The 15,529-nt window shown below is 61.3% G+C and carries 9 protein-coding genes; 4 read left to right on the top strand and 5 right to left on the bottom strand.

The features are described from left to right. Nucleotides 1–6 precede the first annotated feature (6 nt). The gene (locus V7066_RS26885) at nt 7–1,677 is read right to left on the bottom strand and encodes a glycoside hydrolase family 43 protein (protein WP_334185990.1); all 1,671 of its coding nucleotides are present in this window, start codon (nt 1,675–1,677) and stop codon (nt 7–9) included. A gap of 98 nt (nt 1,678–1,775) precedes the next feature. Next, nucleotides 1,776–2,765, bottom strand: coding sequence for a glycoside hydrolase family 43 protein (locus V7066_RS26880; RefSeq protein ID WP_334185989.1), 990 nt, complete (start codon nt 2,763–2,765; stop codon nt 1,776–1,778). Nucleotides 2,766–3,120: 355 nt separating this feature from the next. Here V7066_RS26880 and V7066_RS26875 point away from each other — a divergent pair, with 355 nt between their 5' ends. Next, on the top strand, nt 3,121–4,011 hold the full coding sequence (locus tag V7066_RS26875; RefSeq protein ID WP_334185988.1) for a hypothetical protein: 891 nt from the start codon (nt 3,121–3,123) through the stop codon (nt 4,009–4,011). Nucleotides 4,012–4,078: 67 nt separating this feature from the next. After that, the gene (locus V7066_RS26870) at nt 4,079–5,137 is read left to right on the top strand and encodes a LacI family DNA-binding transcriptional regulator (protein WP_334185999.1); all 1,059 of its coding nucleotides are present in this window, start codon (nt 4,079–4,081) and stop codon (nt 5,135–5,137) included. On the opposite strand, the gene V7066_RS26865 is transcribed toward V7066_RS26870, so the two are convergent. After that, complete coding sequence (locus V7066_RS26865) at nt 5,098–6,732, bottom strand: glycoside hydrolase family 43 protein (protein ID WP_334185987.1); 1,635 nt, start codon at nt 6,730–6,732, stop codon at nt 5,098–5,100. The genes V7066_RS26870 and V7066_RS26865 overlap by 40 nt on opposite strands. After that, the gene (locus V7066_RS26860; protein WP_334185998.1) at nt 6,729–7,916 is read right to left on the bottom strand and encodes an MFS transporter; all 1,188 of its coding nucleotides are present in this window, start codon (nt 7,914–7,916) and stop codon (nt 6,729–6,731) included. Before V7066_RS26860 ends, V7066_RS26865 begins: the two co-directional genes overlap by 4 nt. 433 nt (nt 7,917–8,349) lie before the next feature. Here V7066_RS26860 and V7066_RS26855 point away from each other — a divergent pair, with 433 nt between their 5' ends. Next, on the top strand, nt 8,350–11,217 hold the full coding sequence (locus V7066_RS26855; protein WP_334185986.1) for a TonB-dependent receptor plug domain-containing protein: 2,868 nt from the start codon (nt 8,350–8,352) through the stop codon (nt 11,215–11,217). Between the two features lie 228 nt (nt 11,218–11,445). Then, nucleotides 11,446–13,557, top strand: coding sequence for a right-handed parallel beta-helix repeat-containing protein (locus V7066_RS26850; protein WP_334185997.1), 2,112 nt, complete (start codon nt 11,446–11,448; stop codon nt 13,555–13,557). A gap of 272 nt (nt 13,558–13,829) precedes the next feature. On the opposite strand, the gene V7066_RS26845 is transcribed toward V7066_RS26850, so the two are convergent. Continuing rightward, nucleotides 13,830–15,332 (bottom strand): DUF2971 domain-containing protein, encoded by a 1,503-nt coding sequence (locus V7066_RS26845; protein WP_334185985.1) that lies wholly within the window; start codon nt 15,330–15,332, stop codon nt 13,830–13,832. Nucleotides 15,333–15,529: the final 197 nt, after the last annotated feature.

The following is a 15,529-nucleotide window of genomic DNA, read 5'->3' as shown; positions in this document are numbered from 1 at the left end:
GCATGCTCACGATGCCGGGGTGTAGTGATAGAGGCCGAAGACCGTGCCGACGAAACCGCCCGCCTTTTTGGTGCTGAGCAGAGTGGCGTCGACGCCCTCTTTCAATGTCCGCGTCCTGCCGCCCGCCGCATAGTCGAAGGCCATCGTCCCGCCGGTAGTGCGGATGGTCAGGGTGACCGGCCCGGCCGCCGGGACTGGTGCGGAAGCGACCAAACTGTCGGCATCGGCCGCATCGCGGGTGTAGAGCGCGACCACCGTCTTTCCCGCAATCCTGGTCAGGCCGAAGAACAGGTTGCTGCGGTCGCTTTGCACGGCAGCGAGACCGGCGCGGTCGCCATCCCTCACAGGCGTGTAGCGGAGCGTCGTGGAGACGGTGGCATTGACATGCTGCTGCCGCCGTCCGATGAAGGCGGGAACACCGTCGAGGTCGCCGATCGGACTGCCGCTGTCCAGTTCCAGCGCGCCGCCTTGGAGCCGGTAGAACGGCTTTTGCGGCGTCCGGATGCCGATCCACTGCATCGGCAGCGTCTTGCCGTCGAACTCCTCGACATAGCCGAAATCGCCGCTTGTCGGGATCGGCGGCTTGGGCTGGGCGGGCAGGTTCGGCGCCTTCAAGGCATGAGGGATCGCCTGGCCGCGCGGCAGGATGATCGGCCAGCCGTCCTTCCATTCTACCGGCAGCAGGAATGTCTCGCGGCCGATATTGTAGTAATCGTCGGCGTAGGGCCGCACGGCCAGGAAAGTCGCCCACCAATCGCCGTTCTGGGTCTGGACCAGCTCGGCATGGCCGGCGGATCCGATGAGGTCGGGCCTTGCCGGATCGAGATCGCGCTGGGTCAGAATGGGGTTGCCAGCGAACGGCACATAGGGGCCGCGCAGATCCTTGGAGCGGAAGACGACCTGCGAATGGTTGACGCTCGTTCCACCTTCCGCGGCGGTCAGATAATAGGCGCCGTCCTTGCGGAAGATATGCGGCCCTTCGATCCAGACCGGCTTCCTGGCGATGTCGACGCCGCCATTGATGAGCTGGGTGCTTTCCCCCACCATCTTGCCGGCGCGCCAGTCATATTCCTGGATCCAGATGGCGCGGTGGCCGTCGTAGCGGGTCGGTTCGTCGGGGGCGCGGTTGTTGACGATATAGGCCTTGTCACCCTCCCAGTAGATCGAAGGGTCGATCCCTTCGAAGGGGAGCCAGATCGGGTTGGACCAGGGGCCGGCCGGGTCCTTGGCGGTTATGACGAAATTGCCCTTACACTCGACGCAGGTACTGACGATGTAGAACGTGCCGTCATGCCAGCTGATGTCCGGTGCGAACACCGCCTGCGAGAGACGGCGGCCCTTGAAGTCGAGCTGTTCGGGCCGATCGATCGCGTTGCCGATCTGGGTCCAGTTCACCAGGTCCTTCGATTTGAAAATCGGCAGTCCGGGGTAATTCGCGAAGGAACTGTTGACGAGATAATAGTCCTCGCCCACCCGCAAGGCCGAGGGGTCCGGGTAATAGCCGGTCAGGATCGGGTTGAGATATTCGCCCGGCTTTATCGCGACCTTCTCACTCGCTTCGCCCTTGTAGGTGAAGCGTTCGAAGCGGGCGGGTTCCGCATGAGCAGCCAGCGCGAAAAGAGGCAGAGACAGCAGCGCGGAGGAAAAGCTCGAAAAGCGCGAGGTCCGGCGTGTCACGATCTATCTCTCCTTGAGCTGCCATGGCTTGGGTGCACGGCTGAATTATTGGTAGCGTTAACAAAAGCGACTGTCGAGTAGGGATCCGAAGGTGGAGGCTACTTTCCGGAAGAGGGAGCGGAGATGCCTGCGTCGGTCTGCACCACGGGCTTCATCGTACCGTCGGCGTTATATTCCAGGTGCTCAACCGTAACCGCACGGCGACCGATCGCGCCGTTGAGGTCACCGATGGCAAGCGCGGCATTGTGCAGGAAAATATACCATTGGTTCCTGAACTCCGCGATGCCGGCGTGGATGGTGAAGCTGTACTTGCCCGAGCCGGTGAGTTCGCCGCGATACGTCCAGGGTCCGTTCAGCGACGGCGCCGTGGCATAGGAGATGCGCTCGTCACGGTGAGATGCGCGGTCAAGCGAGGCGTAAGTCAGGTAATAGAGCTTGCCGCTCTTGTGCAGCCAGGGGCCTTCCTCGAAATGCGGCGGGGTGATCTCGCGGATCGGCCCGTCGATCTCGATCATGTTCGGCTTCAGTCTCGCGATATAGCATTGGCGATTGCCCCAGGCGATCCACGTGGTGCCATCGTCGTCGGTAAAGACGGTCGGGTCGATATCTTCCCAGCTATGCGTGCCCTTGGGCGTCATCTGGTTGGTGATGAGCGCCGAACCCTTGGCATCGATGAAAGGGCCGGTGGGCTTGTCGGATACGGCAACCGCGATCGCCTTGCCCGGATGGGTGTTGTCGTGCTCGACGGCGGCGTAGAACCAGTACTTTCCGTTCTTCTTAATCGTCTGGGAAGCCCAGGCATCCTTCTTCGCCCATTTGAAGTCGGAAACGTGCATGATCGGACCATGGTCGGTCCAATGCTTCATGTCGGTCGTCGAATAGACGAGCCATTCGCGCATGTTAAACATCTCGTCGCGTTGCGCTTCGTCATGGCCGACGTAGAGATAGAGGCGGTCGCCATCCACCATCGGCGCGGGATCGGCGGTGAACTTGTCGCGGATGATGGGATTGGAGCCGGGAGCCTCCTGCGCCAGGGCCGGCGTCGCCAGAGCTGAAAGGAACAGGAAGGTTGCAAACGACCGGCTCATGGAAAATCCTTGTATCGCGCAGCTTGGGGAAAGGAGGCGCAGTGCCGATCGGGCCTGGTTCGGCCGACCATGCGACAATGATCCTCGGCCGATAACTGATCGAAAACTCGGCCCTGACGACGCCCCTTCTCCCTGGTCATGCCTTGCTTTCTCGCCCGACAGCATCGCTGTGGCTTGGCATAGGCTTCGACAGTCGTACCCGATAACGCGAAGGGGTCAATAACTCCCACAAATAAAATTCTGATATTTTAACTTGATGATGGCGCTTCCACGAGTTTTTATACTTCCCGACGGAAATCTCGTCTAGATCGAGGCGTCAAGCTCGGCGAACGACTCATACAATTGGGAGAATGAAATGCGTACTGCCATGGTTGCGTTAGCGTTCACGATATCGGGTGTATCGGCAGATGCGGCCATGGGGCGGGAGGAAGGAAGCGGTCCCTATCCTGCGATGTTCGAAGCCCGGCCCGATTTACCAGGGCAAGTGATTTATCGGCCGAAATATCTCGCGCGGTTAGGCAATGAAAAGCTGGGCATCTATGTCTTCGGCAACGGCGGATGCAGCGACGATGCAACGGGATCGCGCAACCATTTGCTTGAAATCGCTTCCCACGGCTACCTTGTCGTCGTGCCCGGCCATATTCCAGGTTCCTCGACCAAGGCGAACGGCGCAACTCGGACCACGGAAAAGCTTGTTGCGAAAACCCGGACGCGCCAACTCAGCGAAGCGATCGACTGGGCGCAGCGCGAGGCGGGAAAGGCGGGCAGTCCTTTCCGGGGCCGAATTGCCGCCGATCAGATTGCCGTGTCGGGATGGAGCTGCGGCGGCCTGCAGGCCCTCTCGGTGGCGCAGGAGACACGCGTGAAAACTGCCATCATCATGAACAGCGGCTTCTTCAACGATGGCGTAAGCCCGATATCCGGCGTCGTTTCGGACAAAAGAATGCTCGATGGATTACACGGACCGGTGCTTTACGTCCTGGGTGGTAAGGAGGACATCGCCTGGACGAACGGGCGGGACGATTTCGACCGCATTCATCAGGTAGCGGCAGCGCTGGTCGATATTCCCGTCGGTCATGGCGGCACCTACATGCAGCCACATGGCGGACTGGGCGCAGAAGTCGTCACGTCTTGGCTGGATTGGCAATTGAAGGGACGCGGCTCTGCCGCAGCCCGCTTCAAAGGCCCGGATTGCGGTTTTTGCCAGGACCCCAGACTGACGATCGAGACGCGAAACATGCGCTGAAATATGACACATTCTCGCTTTGCCTATCTCGGTCGATGGCTTAGGCCGGTCGGTAGACCGTCGAAGAATGAGGAAAGTCATGGCGAAATCGAGGCAGCCGACGCGCGGTGCGACAGTCGTTGATGTTGCAAAACGCGCTGGTGTGTCCTCTATGACCGTGTCGCGCGTAATCAACTGTCGACCCGGTGTCAGCGAGGAAACCCGTGCTCTGGTCGAGGACGCGATCAAGGCCCTGGCTTATACGCCCAACGTGGCGGCGCGGAATCTCGTCACCTCCACGGAACTGCGCATCGGCGTAATCTACTCCAGCGTCAGCGCCGCCTTCATGAGCGAATTCCTAACCGGCGTCTTCGAGGAAGCGTCGTCGCGCGGCGCACGCCTGATCCTTCTCAAGGGCGAAAACGGGCGGGCACCGAACGTGACCGCGCTGAAGAAACTGCTGGCCTCGGGGCTGAGCGGCGTATTGCTCGCGCCGCCATTCGGTGAGGCACCGGAAGTGCTGCGCGTGCTGCGGGAGGCGGGCTGCCCGATGGCCGCCGTGGGCGCCTATCAGTCGCCGGACAAGATCTGCGTGCGGATCGACGATCGGGCGGCATCATATCAGATGACCCGCTTGCTGCTCGATCTGGGGCACAGGAGGATCGGGTTCATCCTTGGCAATCCCGACCAGGCGGCAAGCGCGGAGCGAATGGCGGGTTTCTACGCTGCGGTCCGAGAAAGGGAGGGGGTGGAGGTTCAGGTCGTCCAGGGCGACTTCACTTATGTCTCAGGGCTTGCGGCCGCCGAGCACCTGCTCACGCTGCCGAAGCGGCCCACGGCCATTTTCGCCAGCAATGACGACATGGCCGCCGCCGTCGTTTCTGTGGCGCATCGGCAGCATCTCGACGTTCCCGCCGAACTGACCGTGGTCGGTTTCGACGATACGGCCGCGGCGAGCACGCTCTGGCCACCGCTCACCACGGTCCATCAGCCGGTTCGTCAACTTGCTGCCGAAGCGCTGGGGCTGTTGATTGCCGAGATCGGCGCGCAACCAGGCAAGTCGCGCGTGCCGCGCGAGAGCATTCTCGATCACGAGATCGTGAAACGTCAATCGACCGGAGTGCCGTCACCTTCCTCGCCCGCATAGACGAACCAGGCAAAATCCGCAGGCGCGGCCATGCCGGACAGGTCCTGGCAGGCCATGCCGACGAACGTGCCGGTGAAGTTGGGAAGGCCGGGACAGGTCACTTCGTCCGAGAGGATGGTTATGTCGAGCGGCCGGGCAATTCTCTCCCACTCGGATGCGCCTTGCACCCGCCAGCCGAAGAGCAGGGTGTCGCCGTCGACGGTCGCCTGCAGTTCGATCGGTCCGTGGGGCAGGGAGGTGACGACTTCCATCGTTACGCCCTCTTCCCGTTCCGGCGAGGCGACCATTAGTTGGAGTATGCGCAGGCCATCTTCGATACTGATGTTGAGGTAGTAATACTTCGTAGTATTGTAATAGAGGATCAGGCCCGCTGCCTGCTGGAACGATCGGGGCGAGAAATCGAGGCATGTGCTGGCGGTGAAGCGTCTATGCTCCAGCCGCCGCGCGACGAGCGCCTGCTCGAAATGGCTGCCCACCGTTTCCCGACCGTACAGCCGCAGGAAACCCGGACGATCGGACAAGCTGAAAAGCCGTTCCGGCAGCGGAGTGCGCAGCCACTGGAATTCCCGGGGGAGGGTAACGCGATCGAACCGGCCATTCCATGGTTCCACCGGCCAAGGCGCGGCAGGCAGGTCGGGGGCGGCCGGCGTCGCCATCGGCTTTGCATCGCCATCCAGGGTACGCAGCCAGCCGTCGTCATCCCATCGCATCGGCTGGATCGCGGTTTCGCGTCCGAGAATGCAGCGTTCACGGCCCGGAACCGGTCGGCCGCACAGGTAGGCAAGCCACGGCGTTCCATCCGCAAGTTCGACGAGATCGCCATGCCCCGCCCGCGTCAGCGGTCCGTCGCGGCGGCCCGATGCCGTGAGGACGGCGCCATCGGGGTGAACTTCATAAGGCCCCAGCAGGCTGCGCGAACGGGCCATGACGACCGCATGGTTCCAGCCAGTCCCGCCCTCGGCCACCAGAAGATGATACCATCCGCCGCGCTTGTAGATGTGCGGGCCTTCGGTGAAGCCCCGGTCGGTTCCCCTAAAAATCAGATGGGGTTCGCCGACGAGCTTCAAGGCAGCGCGGTCGAATTCCTGGATTTGGATGCCGGCGAAGCGGCCGCGATCGGGGCGGTGATCCCAGAGCATGTTGAGCATCCAGCTCCGCCCGTCCTCGTCGTGGAACAGGGCGGGGTCGAAGCCGCTGCTGTTGAGATGGGCGGCGCTGGACCAGGTCCCGTCGATCCGGTCGCAGCTCACGACGTAGTTCGGGAAGTCCCGGAGTGACGCGCCCTTGGCACCGTTCACCGTCGTCATGCCGTAACGCTTGACGTCGGTGTAGATGAGCCAGAACCGGCCGTCGGCATGGCTGAGGTCCGGCGCCCAGACTCCGCAGGAATCCGGGGCGCCGCGCATGTCCAGTTGCGATGCCTGCGCCAGGGGACGGGCGACCAGCCGCCAGTGCTTGAGATCGCGGCTGTGGTGGATCTGGACGCCGGGATACCACTCGAAGGTCGATGTCGCGATGTAGAAGTCGTCGCCGACCCGCAGGATCGACGGGTCGGGGTTGAATCCCGGGAGGATCGGGTTTGAGATCGTGCTCATGAAGGTTTGCGTACCAATGTCCAAAGCAGGACGGCGCCCAACAGGTCGAGGACGCCAAGAATGACGAAGAAAGGGCCGTAACCGACTTGATCGACCATCTGGCCGAGCAGGACGGTGAAAACGAGAACCCCAAGGTTTCCGGCCAGACCGGCCAGGCCTGCTGCCGTCGCCACCGTGTTGCGGGGGAACAGGTCGGACGCCATGGTGATGACGGTGACCGACAAGGTCTGATGCGCAAAACCGCCGAGGCACAGCAGCGCAATCGCTGCGTAGGGATTGGTCGCCATTCCCACGAAAGCCATGCCGGTCATCATCAGTGCGCCAAGCGTGAAGGTCCAGCGGCGGGCGTCGATCAGGTCTATATTGCGGCGTTGCAGGAAAGCTACGACAGCGGGACCGAACAGGCATCCCAGATCTGCGGCCAGAAACGGCAGCCAGGCGAACAGCGCGATCTGTGTCAGATCGAAACCGCGCACGCGGGCCAGATAGAGCGGCATCCAGAAGGAGAGCATGCCCCATACCGGGTCTGCGAGCATCCGGGGGAGGGCTATCCCCCAAAGGTCACGCCTGCGCACAAGCATCAATATGGAGGAGCGCTTCGCTTGCGGGGCGAGCCGTGCTTCCTGACCGCTGGCGATATATTCTCGCTCGGCGGGCTTCAGCCGTTTGTGATGCGCCGGGCTGTTGTAATAAAATAGCCAGAGTAATGCCCAGATGAGGCCAATTCCTCCCGCGATGACGAATGCCAGCCGCCAGCTGTGCATCATCGCCGCCCAGGCCACGAGCGGCGGCGCGAAAACCGCACCGAACGACGCGCCGATATTGTAGATTCCGCCGGCCACGCCTCGCTCTCTGGAGGGGAACCACTCCGCCACCAGCTTCTGGCCGGCGGGCTGCGCGGACCCTTCGGCCAGTCCCAGAAGGCCGCGCAGGGCAGCAAATCCGAGCCAGCCGTTAACGAAGCCATGTGCCATCGTGATCAGCGACCAGGCGGCGACACAGATGCCGAAGCCCATCCGAAGACCCACGCTGTCCAGAAAATATCCGGCAGCCGGTTGCAGCATGACGCCCAGCTGGAATGCGCTGGTGATCCAGCCGTATTCGACGCTGTCGATCGACTGCTCATCCAGGATTACAGGGGCCGCGACGCCCAGGACGGAACGCGAGAGGTAGTTGATGACCATCGCGCCCACGAACAGGCCGATGATGGTCCACCTTACCTTGCCGATCCTAACGGCCATCATGATTGATTCGTGATAACGTTAACACAATTTTGGAGATCGAGCGGCCTTTCGGCCGACAGATGCCGCAGAAAAGCCTGTAACGCCTGGAACACATCGGTCCGCATAATTCGTCTCAACTCCCAAGATCCGCTCATTTTCTCTCTTGTCTGAGTATTGACAACGAATCGAGAAGATATCAATACCCGTTGTTAGCGCTACCTAACTTTCTGTCGAGTCTGTGACACACTCATCGGAGGCGGTGCGCCCCCGCAGCAAAGCCTGCGACGGGCAAATAATAAAACTTGGGGAGAGCAGTATGTCACGGTCCAATTCTCGTATCGATACGTCTTGTTCGCGTTTCACCATGGTCAGTGTAGCTGCCATGGCGGCCTGCATGATGGCGGTTCCGGCCTCTGCGCAGGACTCAGCCGATGCGGCGACATCTCAGGGCGACGAGCAACGCGTCCAGGCCGCCGACATCGTGGTTACGGGGTCGCGCATCAAGACCAGCGGCTATACCGCTCCGACGCCCACCACGGTGATCGATTCGGGCGCGATCGAGTCCAACGCGCAACCGAACATCTTCACGACGATCGCCCAGCTCCCTTCACTCCAGGGTTCGAGCGGTACGTCCGTCAACACGTTCAGCACATCCAGCGGCCAGCAGGGACTCAGTTCCTTCTCGCTTCGCGGTGTCGGCGCTATCCGGACCTTGACGCTACTCGACGGCCAGCGCGTCGTCGGCGCCAACGTGACCGGCGTTCCCGACATCAGCCTGTTCCCGCAGCTTCTCGTCCAGCGCGTCGATGTGGTGAACGGCGGCGCTTCGGCTTCCTACGGTTCGGACGCGGTCGGCGGCGTGGTGAACTTCATCACCGACACCCGCTTCAAGGGCATCAAGGGCAATGTCCAGGGCGGCATCAGCCGTTACGACGACAACAAGCAGGTGCTGGTCCAGCTCGCGGCCGGCACGAGCTTCATGGATGACCGCCTGCATCTGGTGGTCAGCGGCGAATATGCCAACGAAGACGGCGTCGGCGGCGGCGATTTTGGCATCGGGCTGGCGGGCGGTCGCGACTGGTTCAAGCAGACCAGCCTGATCGATCGCGGCGTCGTGAACGACGGATCGCCGCGTTACGTCCTGCGCGATTTCGCGCAGGCCTATAACTATACCAAATATGGCCTCATCACCTCCGGCCCGCTCCAGGGTACGGCGTTCGACCAGAACGGGGTGCCGTTCCAGTTCAACTATGGCTCCAACGGCATCCCAGCGCGCGACGGTACGACGACGGTGCGCAATTGCTATCCGGGCTTCTGCCTCGGCGGTGACCTTTCCGGCAACGTCGACGCAGGCCGAACGCTCCAGTCGTCGATCGAACGTATCAATACTTATGGCCGCCTCGGCTTCGATTTCGCCGCCGATAACGAAGTCTATTTCACCTTCAACTACGGTCAGGTCAAGACGCAGAACCAGCCGGTCGGCGGCATGAACAAGCCCGGCCTGACGATCCAGTGCGCCAATCCCTTCGTACCGGATTCGATCAAGGCCGCCTGCGCGACAGCGGGCATTACCAGCTTCGGCTACGGCACCAGCAACGCGGCGCTGGGCAATACGCAAGTCCATACCGATCGCCGGCAGTACCGCGCGGTACTCGGCGCCAAGGGACAATTCGATTTCCTGGGCACCGACTGGTCTTACGACAATTACTACGAGCACGGCACGAATTACACCGATATCGACGTGTCGAACATCCTGCTGACCAACCGCTTCAACGATGCGATCAATGCGACGACGCTGAACGGCGCGATCGTCTGTGCCAGCGCCGCCGCACGGGCGAACGGATGCCAGCCGCTCAACTTGTTCGGCGGCAATCCCTCGGCAGGAGCCCTGGCCTATATCATGCCGGAAAACGGGCCGTTCCAGCGGACCCGGCAGACCCAGGACGTGGTCAGCATCAACCTCTCCGGTTCGCCGGTGGATCTCTGGGCAGGACCGCTCTCGATCGCGTTTGGCGGCGAGTATCGACATGAATTCTACAAGGTGCGCGCCGATGCCTATGGCATGGGTTCCAACTTTGCGCCGAACACGCCCGACTATCCGGCCGACCCAACCCTGCTGCCCGGCGGCAACAACTGGTATGCGGGCAACTACAAGAGCGGCGGCGGCGCCTATAGCGTGAAGGAAGCCTTCTTCGAGGCTGATCTCCCGATCATCAACAGCGACGCGCTGGGCCGGGCCAATATCAACGGCGCGGTGCGCGTCACCGACTACAGCACCTCGGGCACGATCTGGGCCTGGAAGGTCGGCGGCACCTGGAACCTGCCGATAGACGGCCTGCGCATTCGCGGCGTTACCTCCAAGGACGTGCGCGCGCCCAACCTGTCGGAACTGTTCGCCGCACCGGTTACCACCACGCTGCCGAACTTCTTCGACCCGTTCCGCGGCGTGAATGTCCTCGCGATCCAGAACAGCATCGGCAATCCGAACCTGCGGCCGGAAACCGCTCGCAACACCACCGTGGGCATCGCCTTGTCCGGCGCATCCTGGCTGCCGGGGCTGAGCGTTTCGTTCGACTATTACAAGATCAAGATCAAGGACGTGATCTCCAGCCTGGGCGCCACCGACATCGTCAACTTGTGCTTCCAGAACGTCCGGCCCGAAACCTGCAGCGCGTTCAACCTCAACAACCAGCAGGGGCCGAACTTCATCAACGTCCAGGCCTTCAATCTGGCGTCGATCGACACCAGCGGCTTCGACATCGAGGCAAGCTATCGTTGGGAACAGCCGCTTGGCCTGCCGGGCAGCCTTACCTTCCGCGGGCTGGCGACCCATGTGAGCAAGTTCGTCACGGATTCCGGTCTCATCGGTACGCTTCCCAACGACACGGCGGGCGTCAACACGGGCAACACGCCGGACTGGAAGTGGCTGGCGATCCAGAGCTACGAGAACGACCAGTTCTCGTTTATGGTCCAGGAGCGCTGGTTCAGCGATGGCGTGCTCGGTCATCAATATGTGGTCTGCCAGCCGGGAAGCTGCCCGGCGTCCACCAACAATGCGCCGACGATCGACCAGAACTTCATGCCCGGCGCATTCTACATGGACATCGGCGGCACCTACAACATCACTCCGCAGGTGACCGCTTACTTCAAGGTCGACAATCTCTTCGACCGCGATCCCGCGAAGTCGCCGTTCTTCGTCAATCCGGCGCTCTATGACGTGGTTGGGCGGATGTACCGCGCGGGCGTGCGCTTCCGTTTCTGAAATCCGCCCGGAAAATGAGGCGATAAAGAAGAATGGAGCGTGACCTGCTGCTGGCAGGTCACGCGCTGGACTGGGGAGAGGGCCTCGTGAGGAAATCGCGTCGATGACAGCACGAGCGGCTCCATTCCCCTTCGCTGCCGTGTTGACGTCCTCTCCCCCTTCTTCGCCTGAAACGATCGGCACCGTCCCGAGGGACAGGACGGCGGCAACTATAGGGAGATGCGCGTGATGCGGTTGCAGAGGTCAGGTCTGTGGGCGGTGGCAATCGTGTGGGCGTGCCCGGTCGCGGCGCAATTGCCGCCGATGCCGGACATTCCGCGCGCGGCGCCTCCTGTTCCGCCAACCGATGGACACTACAAGGTCGTCATCCCTAACCGCCCGGATTCCGTGCCCGTCGTTCTGTATGTCTCGTCGTCGGGTTCTGACGAGGGCGACGGTTCCGCGGCCAGCCCCTTCGCTTCGCTCACCCGCGCGCAGCAGGCGGTGCGCACTCTCAACCGCGACCATGACGTAACCGTCTCGCTGGCTGCCGGTGTCTATCGCCTCGAAGCGCCGTTGCGGTTCACGGCAAGGGACGGAGGGCAGAACGGCTATACGGTGCGTTGGGAAGGTGCGCCGGGCATGGACACGATGCTGTCGGGAGGAACACCGGTCACGGGCTGGGGGCTGGTCGACAGCCAGCGCAACATCTGGTCCGCGCGCGTTCCGGCCGGCATGGACCCGCGGCAGTTGAGCGTGGGCGGACGCCTGGCGCAGCGTGCATCGGTCGAAGTTCCGCGTAGCTCGGTAGCCTTTCATCCCTGGGGAATCGAGATCAAGGACCCAGCCTGGCGTTTCCTCGCGAATTTACCCGACCAGAGCCGGTTGGAAGTCGAAGGCATAAGCTGGTTCACCCACCGGCACGCGATGGTCGATCGCATCGAGGGCGACAGGATCGTGATGCAGCAACCCGGCTGGCGGAACAATCTGGTGGGGTATGACACCGTCGCGAAGCCGGTATCGGCGGAAGTCGCGCGGATGTTCCTGGTGAACGCCTTGGCGTTCCTGCGCGATCCGGGGCAGTGGTTCATCGATCCCAAGGCCGGGCGGCTCTATTACAAGCCACTGCCGAACGAGGACATGAACCGTATCGCGGTCGTAGTGCCGCGATTGGAACGTCTGGTCGCCATCGCGGGCACTTATGACGACCCCGTCCGCGATCTCGAGTTCCGCCGTCTCCATTTCAGCCATACGAGCTGGCTGCGTCCATCCGGGCCGGAGGGCTATCCCAGCCAGCAAAGCGGCGCCTATCTCACCGGCGAGCTTGTGGATTACCCGGCCGATCCCATCCGCGATTGCAGTTGGGGGTGCTGGTCGTTCGAGCGGATGCGCAATCGCTGGAATCAGCAGCCCGCAGCCGTGCAGATTGCAGCGGCGCGGCGCGTGGTCTTCGACGAAGACCGGTTTTCGCAACTGGGCCAGATCGCGCTGGGCATCGGTAACAACCCGGATGCCAACGATAGCGGTATCGGCCTCGGCACATCGGCAATCGAGGTGACGAACAGCGATTTCACCGATCTGGCCGGCGGCGCCATCATGGCAGGTGGCGTACAGCCGGACGCGCACCACCCTTCGCGCCCCGAGATGGGCCTGCGCGACATCGTCATTCGCGGTAACCGCATCAAGGGTGTGTCTCGGGATTACAAGGAACAGTCGGCAATTCTCGTGACTTACGCCTCCGGCACGGTCATTATGAACAACGACATTTCCGACACCCCCTATGACGGGATCGACGTTGGATGGGGCTGGGGGACGAACGATCCCGGTGGCAGCGCCGAGTACTGGCGGAAACAGCGCGGTTACTACGACCAACCGGGAAACCTGGTCTACGACACCCCGACGACGTTGCGCGACACGGTGGTGATGCGCAACCGGGTGGGCCGGGTCAAGCAATGGTTCCCCGATGGTGGCGCGATCTATCATCTCTCGGCCGACCCCGGCGCACTGATCGCCGAGAATTACATCTACGATGTGAAGGGGGCTGGGGGCATCGCCATTTATCTCGACGAAGGATCTCGCTTCGTGACTGTGCGCAACAATGTCATAGATAATGTCGGTGGAGTATGGCTGAACCTGAACACCCAATCTCATATTGCGCCGAGACGGACTGCGCTGGACAATGTTGCGATGTTCAACTGGTATAACAGCGGCAGATTGAACGGCGAATGGACAGGTTATCTTAACAATAGAGCGAGCGGCAATATCAAGGTGGATGGGACAATCTGGCCGATTGAGGCAAGGCGCGTGATCAACATGAGTGGGTTTAAAATGGCTTATTCGCCTGATGGTCGTGTGAAGTGATCGAGAGAATATCCTAATTTATTTAAGGCGGTGTGTGCGGGATACGATAGTGCCTGCCGCATCAACACCGTGAACCTGGAAAACATTCTTGGCCAAATTGAGGACCGATCGTGGTAATCTCCATGCCGGATGCCCCTCTGCTCGGGTTCGCATGACAGCAATCCATCTTGGCACTCAGATGCGGTGAGCGGGAGCCACCCACCCTATCCGGTTCATGGTTAAAATCGTGCAAGGGTCCGGGCGAGGCGCTATGCGCGGATGATGTCAGCGGTTCAACTGACAGTTTGCGAGGCGCGGGCCTGGATGTTACGGCGCATCTCCGCCACCAACCGCGGGAAGCTTTGGTTGACGAGGTCAAGCGACTTAATTTCGATGCAGCCCTTGTGCCGCGCAAACACCGCCTGACTGAAACGAATCGAATCGACAGCACCGTCATCTTCAGCGACCGCTGCCGCGAGGGTACGAATAATTTCCAACTTCTCGGCATCGCCGGTTTTGATGCCGAAAATTATTCCGTCCAGGTCCTCAAGGCGATAGCGAAGCTTTCTGTCCGCGATCTCGACACGCTCACCGTATGAGATGAGCCGGTGCTCGCCCTCATGCTCCCAGTGGCGCAATTTGGTCGACACTACCTGAGCACTCAGCGCCCAATATTCGTCCCGGCGAGCCTTATCCCAGTCGGCGGCTTCGGGCGCGCGCGCACTGCGTGTGCCCTGTTCATCGGCGTACCAGAACCCGTCCAGTGCCGTCTGAGACAGGCTTGCCAAGTTTAAAAAGAAGTCGGTCGGCGGATAGTCGTTGTTATAGTGGACCGGCACGAAAGCGAGTTCCACATCTCCGTACAGCGGCTTCTCACCGTTGATCTGATCCCAGGTCGTGCCGTTTCGGCCGCTCATACGAAGCGTTGGTGTTCCGTTGTCGAGGACGTGAGCTTTCAATGCAAGGCAAACCCCCTTGTGGCCGTCGGCATAGACGCCCCACATCGACGCATGGTTCGGCTCAGTCACGAAACAGGCCGTGCGCCATTCAGGATAGATCAGCGTCTCGGCTGCGCGAATGTAAGCGGCGGGAAATCCGGACGAGAGCAGTTGCCAGCCCTCGCCGCTTGGCCCTGGCAGGTCTGCGAGCAAGCGAAGCATATCCATCTGAATAAACTTGGTTTCGGTGTCCCAGTGTCGATCAAATCGTCCCGCATCGGCGGGATCATGTGTGCGAAGCAATTCGTCGAGCCTGCGGGCGACTTCGCCGAAGATGATCCCGAAATTTGACAGACTGAGCGGAGTCGTAAAATCCTGCTCGTCGAATGCTCGTGTCGCGGCGTCCAATGCGACAGGGTGAAGGAGACGAAGATACCCACTTAGCTCACTGCGCGACAAGGAAACTTCAAGATCGCTCAGTCCCTTAATCCACGTTGAAACCATGTCTGCTGCAAAGAAGGTCGCGCAGGCGGTATCATAGACCTCTCGAAGTGGTCCCTGCTCGAAATCTACATCGGTCCTGTCGACGAATTTCTTAAGGAATGACGGGTCGAACGGGTCGGTCGAAACCGCGACCTCTGCAATGCCCCAGACCAGCACCAGTATGTAGTGGCGCAAAAGATTGCGCCAGAGGATCGGATCACCGGTCCAGACGACGTCTGCATAGCCTTCGAGCGGATCATTGAGCTCTTCTGGCGCCGCAAAATAGATCTCGCGACGGGCAAGCTCCTGATAATCGCCCAGCAGGGCCTCGGTTCCGCGGAAGCGGTAGAAAATACGGGCGGTCTCGGTCGTCATGGCCATTCCATTGGATTCGGGCAGAATGCTGCCCGCTCTAAGCCATTGGTTTCACCGTACGCGAGCGATATCCTCCAACATGACCGTCACGGCATGCAGTGAGGGTGTGGAGAGGACTTTGGTGCGCGCGCCTTGCTCTGATTGTCAACGGCGGTCGGATTTTAGGCCATCGCGGCGGAGTAAAAGCAGGCCAGTGA

It is taken from the genome of Novosphingobium sp., assembly GCF_036820275.1.
In the GTDB taxonomy this organism is placed as follows: Bacteria; Pseudomonadota; Alphaproteobacteria; order Sphingomonadales; family Sphingomonadaceae; genus Novosphingobium.
This window is presented reverse-complemented; position numbering and strand designations above follow the sequence as displayed.

Coding starts and splice junctions, on each gene's coding strand:
- V7066_RS26880 (WP_334185989.1), bottom strand. CDS start 2,765: ATGAGCCGGTCGTTTGCAACCTTCCTGTTCCTTTCAGCTCTGGCGACG.
- V7066_RS26875 (WP_334185988.1), top strand. CDS start 3,121: ATGCGTACTGCCATGGTTGCGTTAGCGTTCACGATATCGGGTGTATCG.
- V7066_RS26870 (WP_334185999.1), top strand. CDS start 4,079: ATGAGGAAAGTCATGGCGAAATCGAGGCAGCCGACGCGCGGTGCGACA.
- V7066_RS26865 (WP_334185987.1), bottom strand. CDS start 6,732: ATGAGCACGATCTCAAACCCGATCCTCCCGGGATTCAACCCCGACCCG.
- V7066_RS26860 (WP_334185998.1), bottom strand. CDS start 7,916: ATGGTCATCAACTACCTCTCGCGTTCCGTCCTGGGCGTCGCGGCCCCT.
- V7066_RS26855 (WP_334185986.1), top strand. CDS start 8,350: ATGATGGCGGTTCCGGCCTCTGCGCAGGACTCAGCCGATGCGGCGACA.
- V7066_RS26850 (WP_334185997.1), top strand. CDS start 11,446: ATGCGGTTGCAGAGGTCAGGTCTGTGGGCGGTGGCAATCGTGTGGGCG.
- V7066_RS26845 (WP_334185985.1), bottom strand. CDS start 15,332: ATGACGACCGAGACCGCCCGTATTTTCTACCGCTTCCGCGGAACCGAG.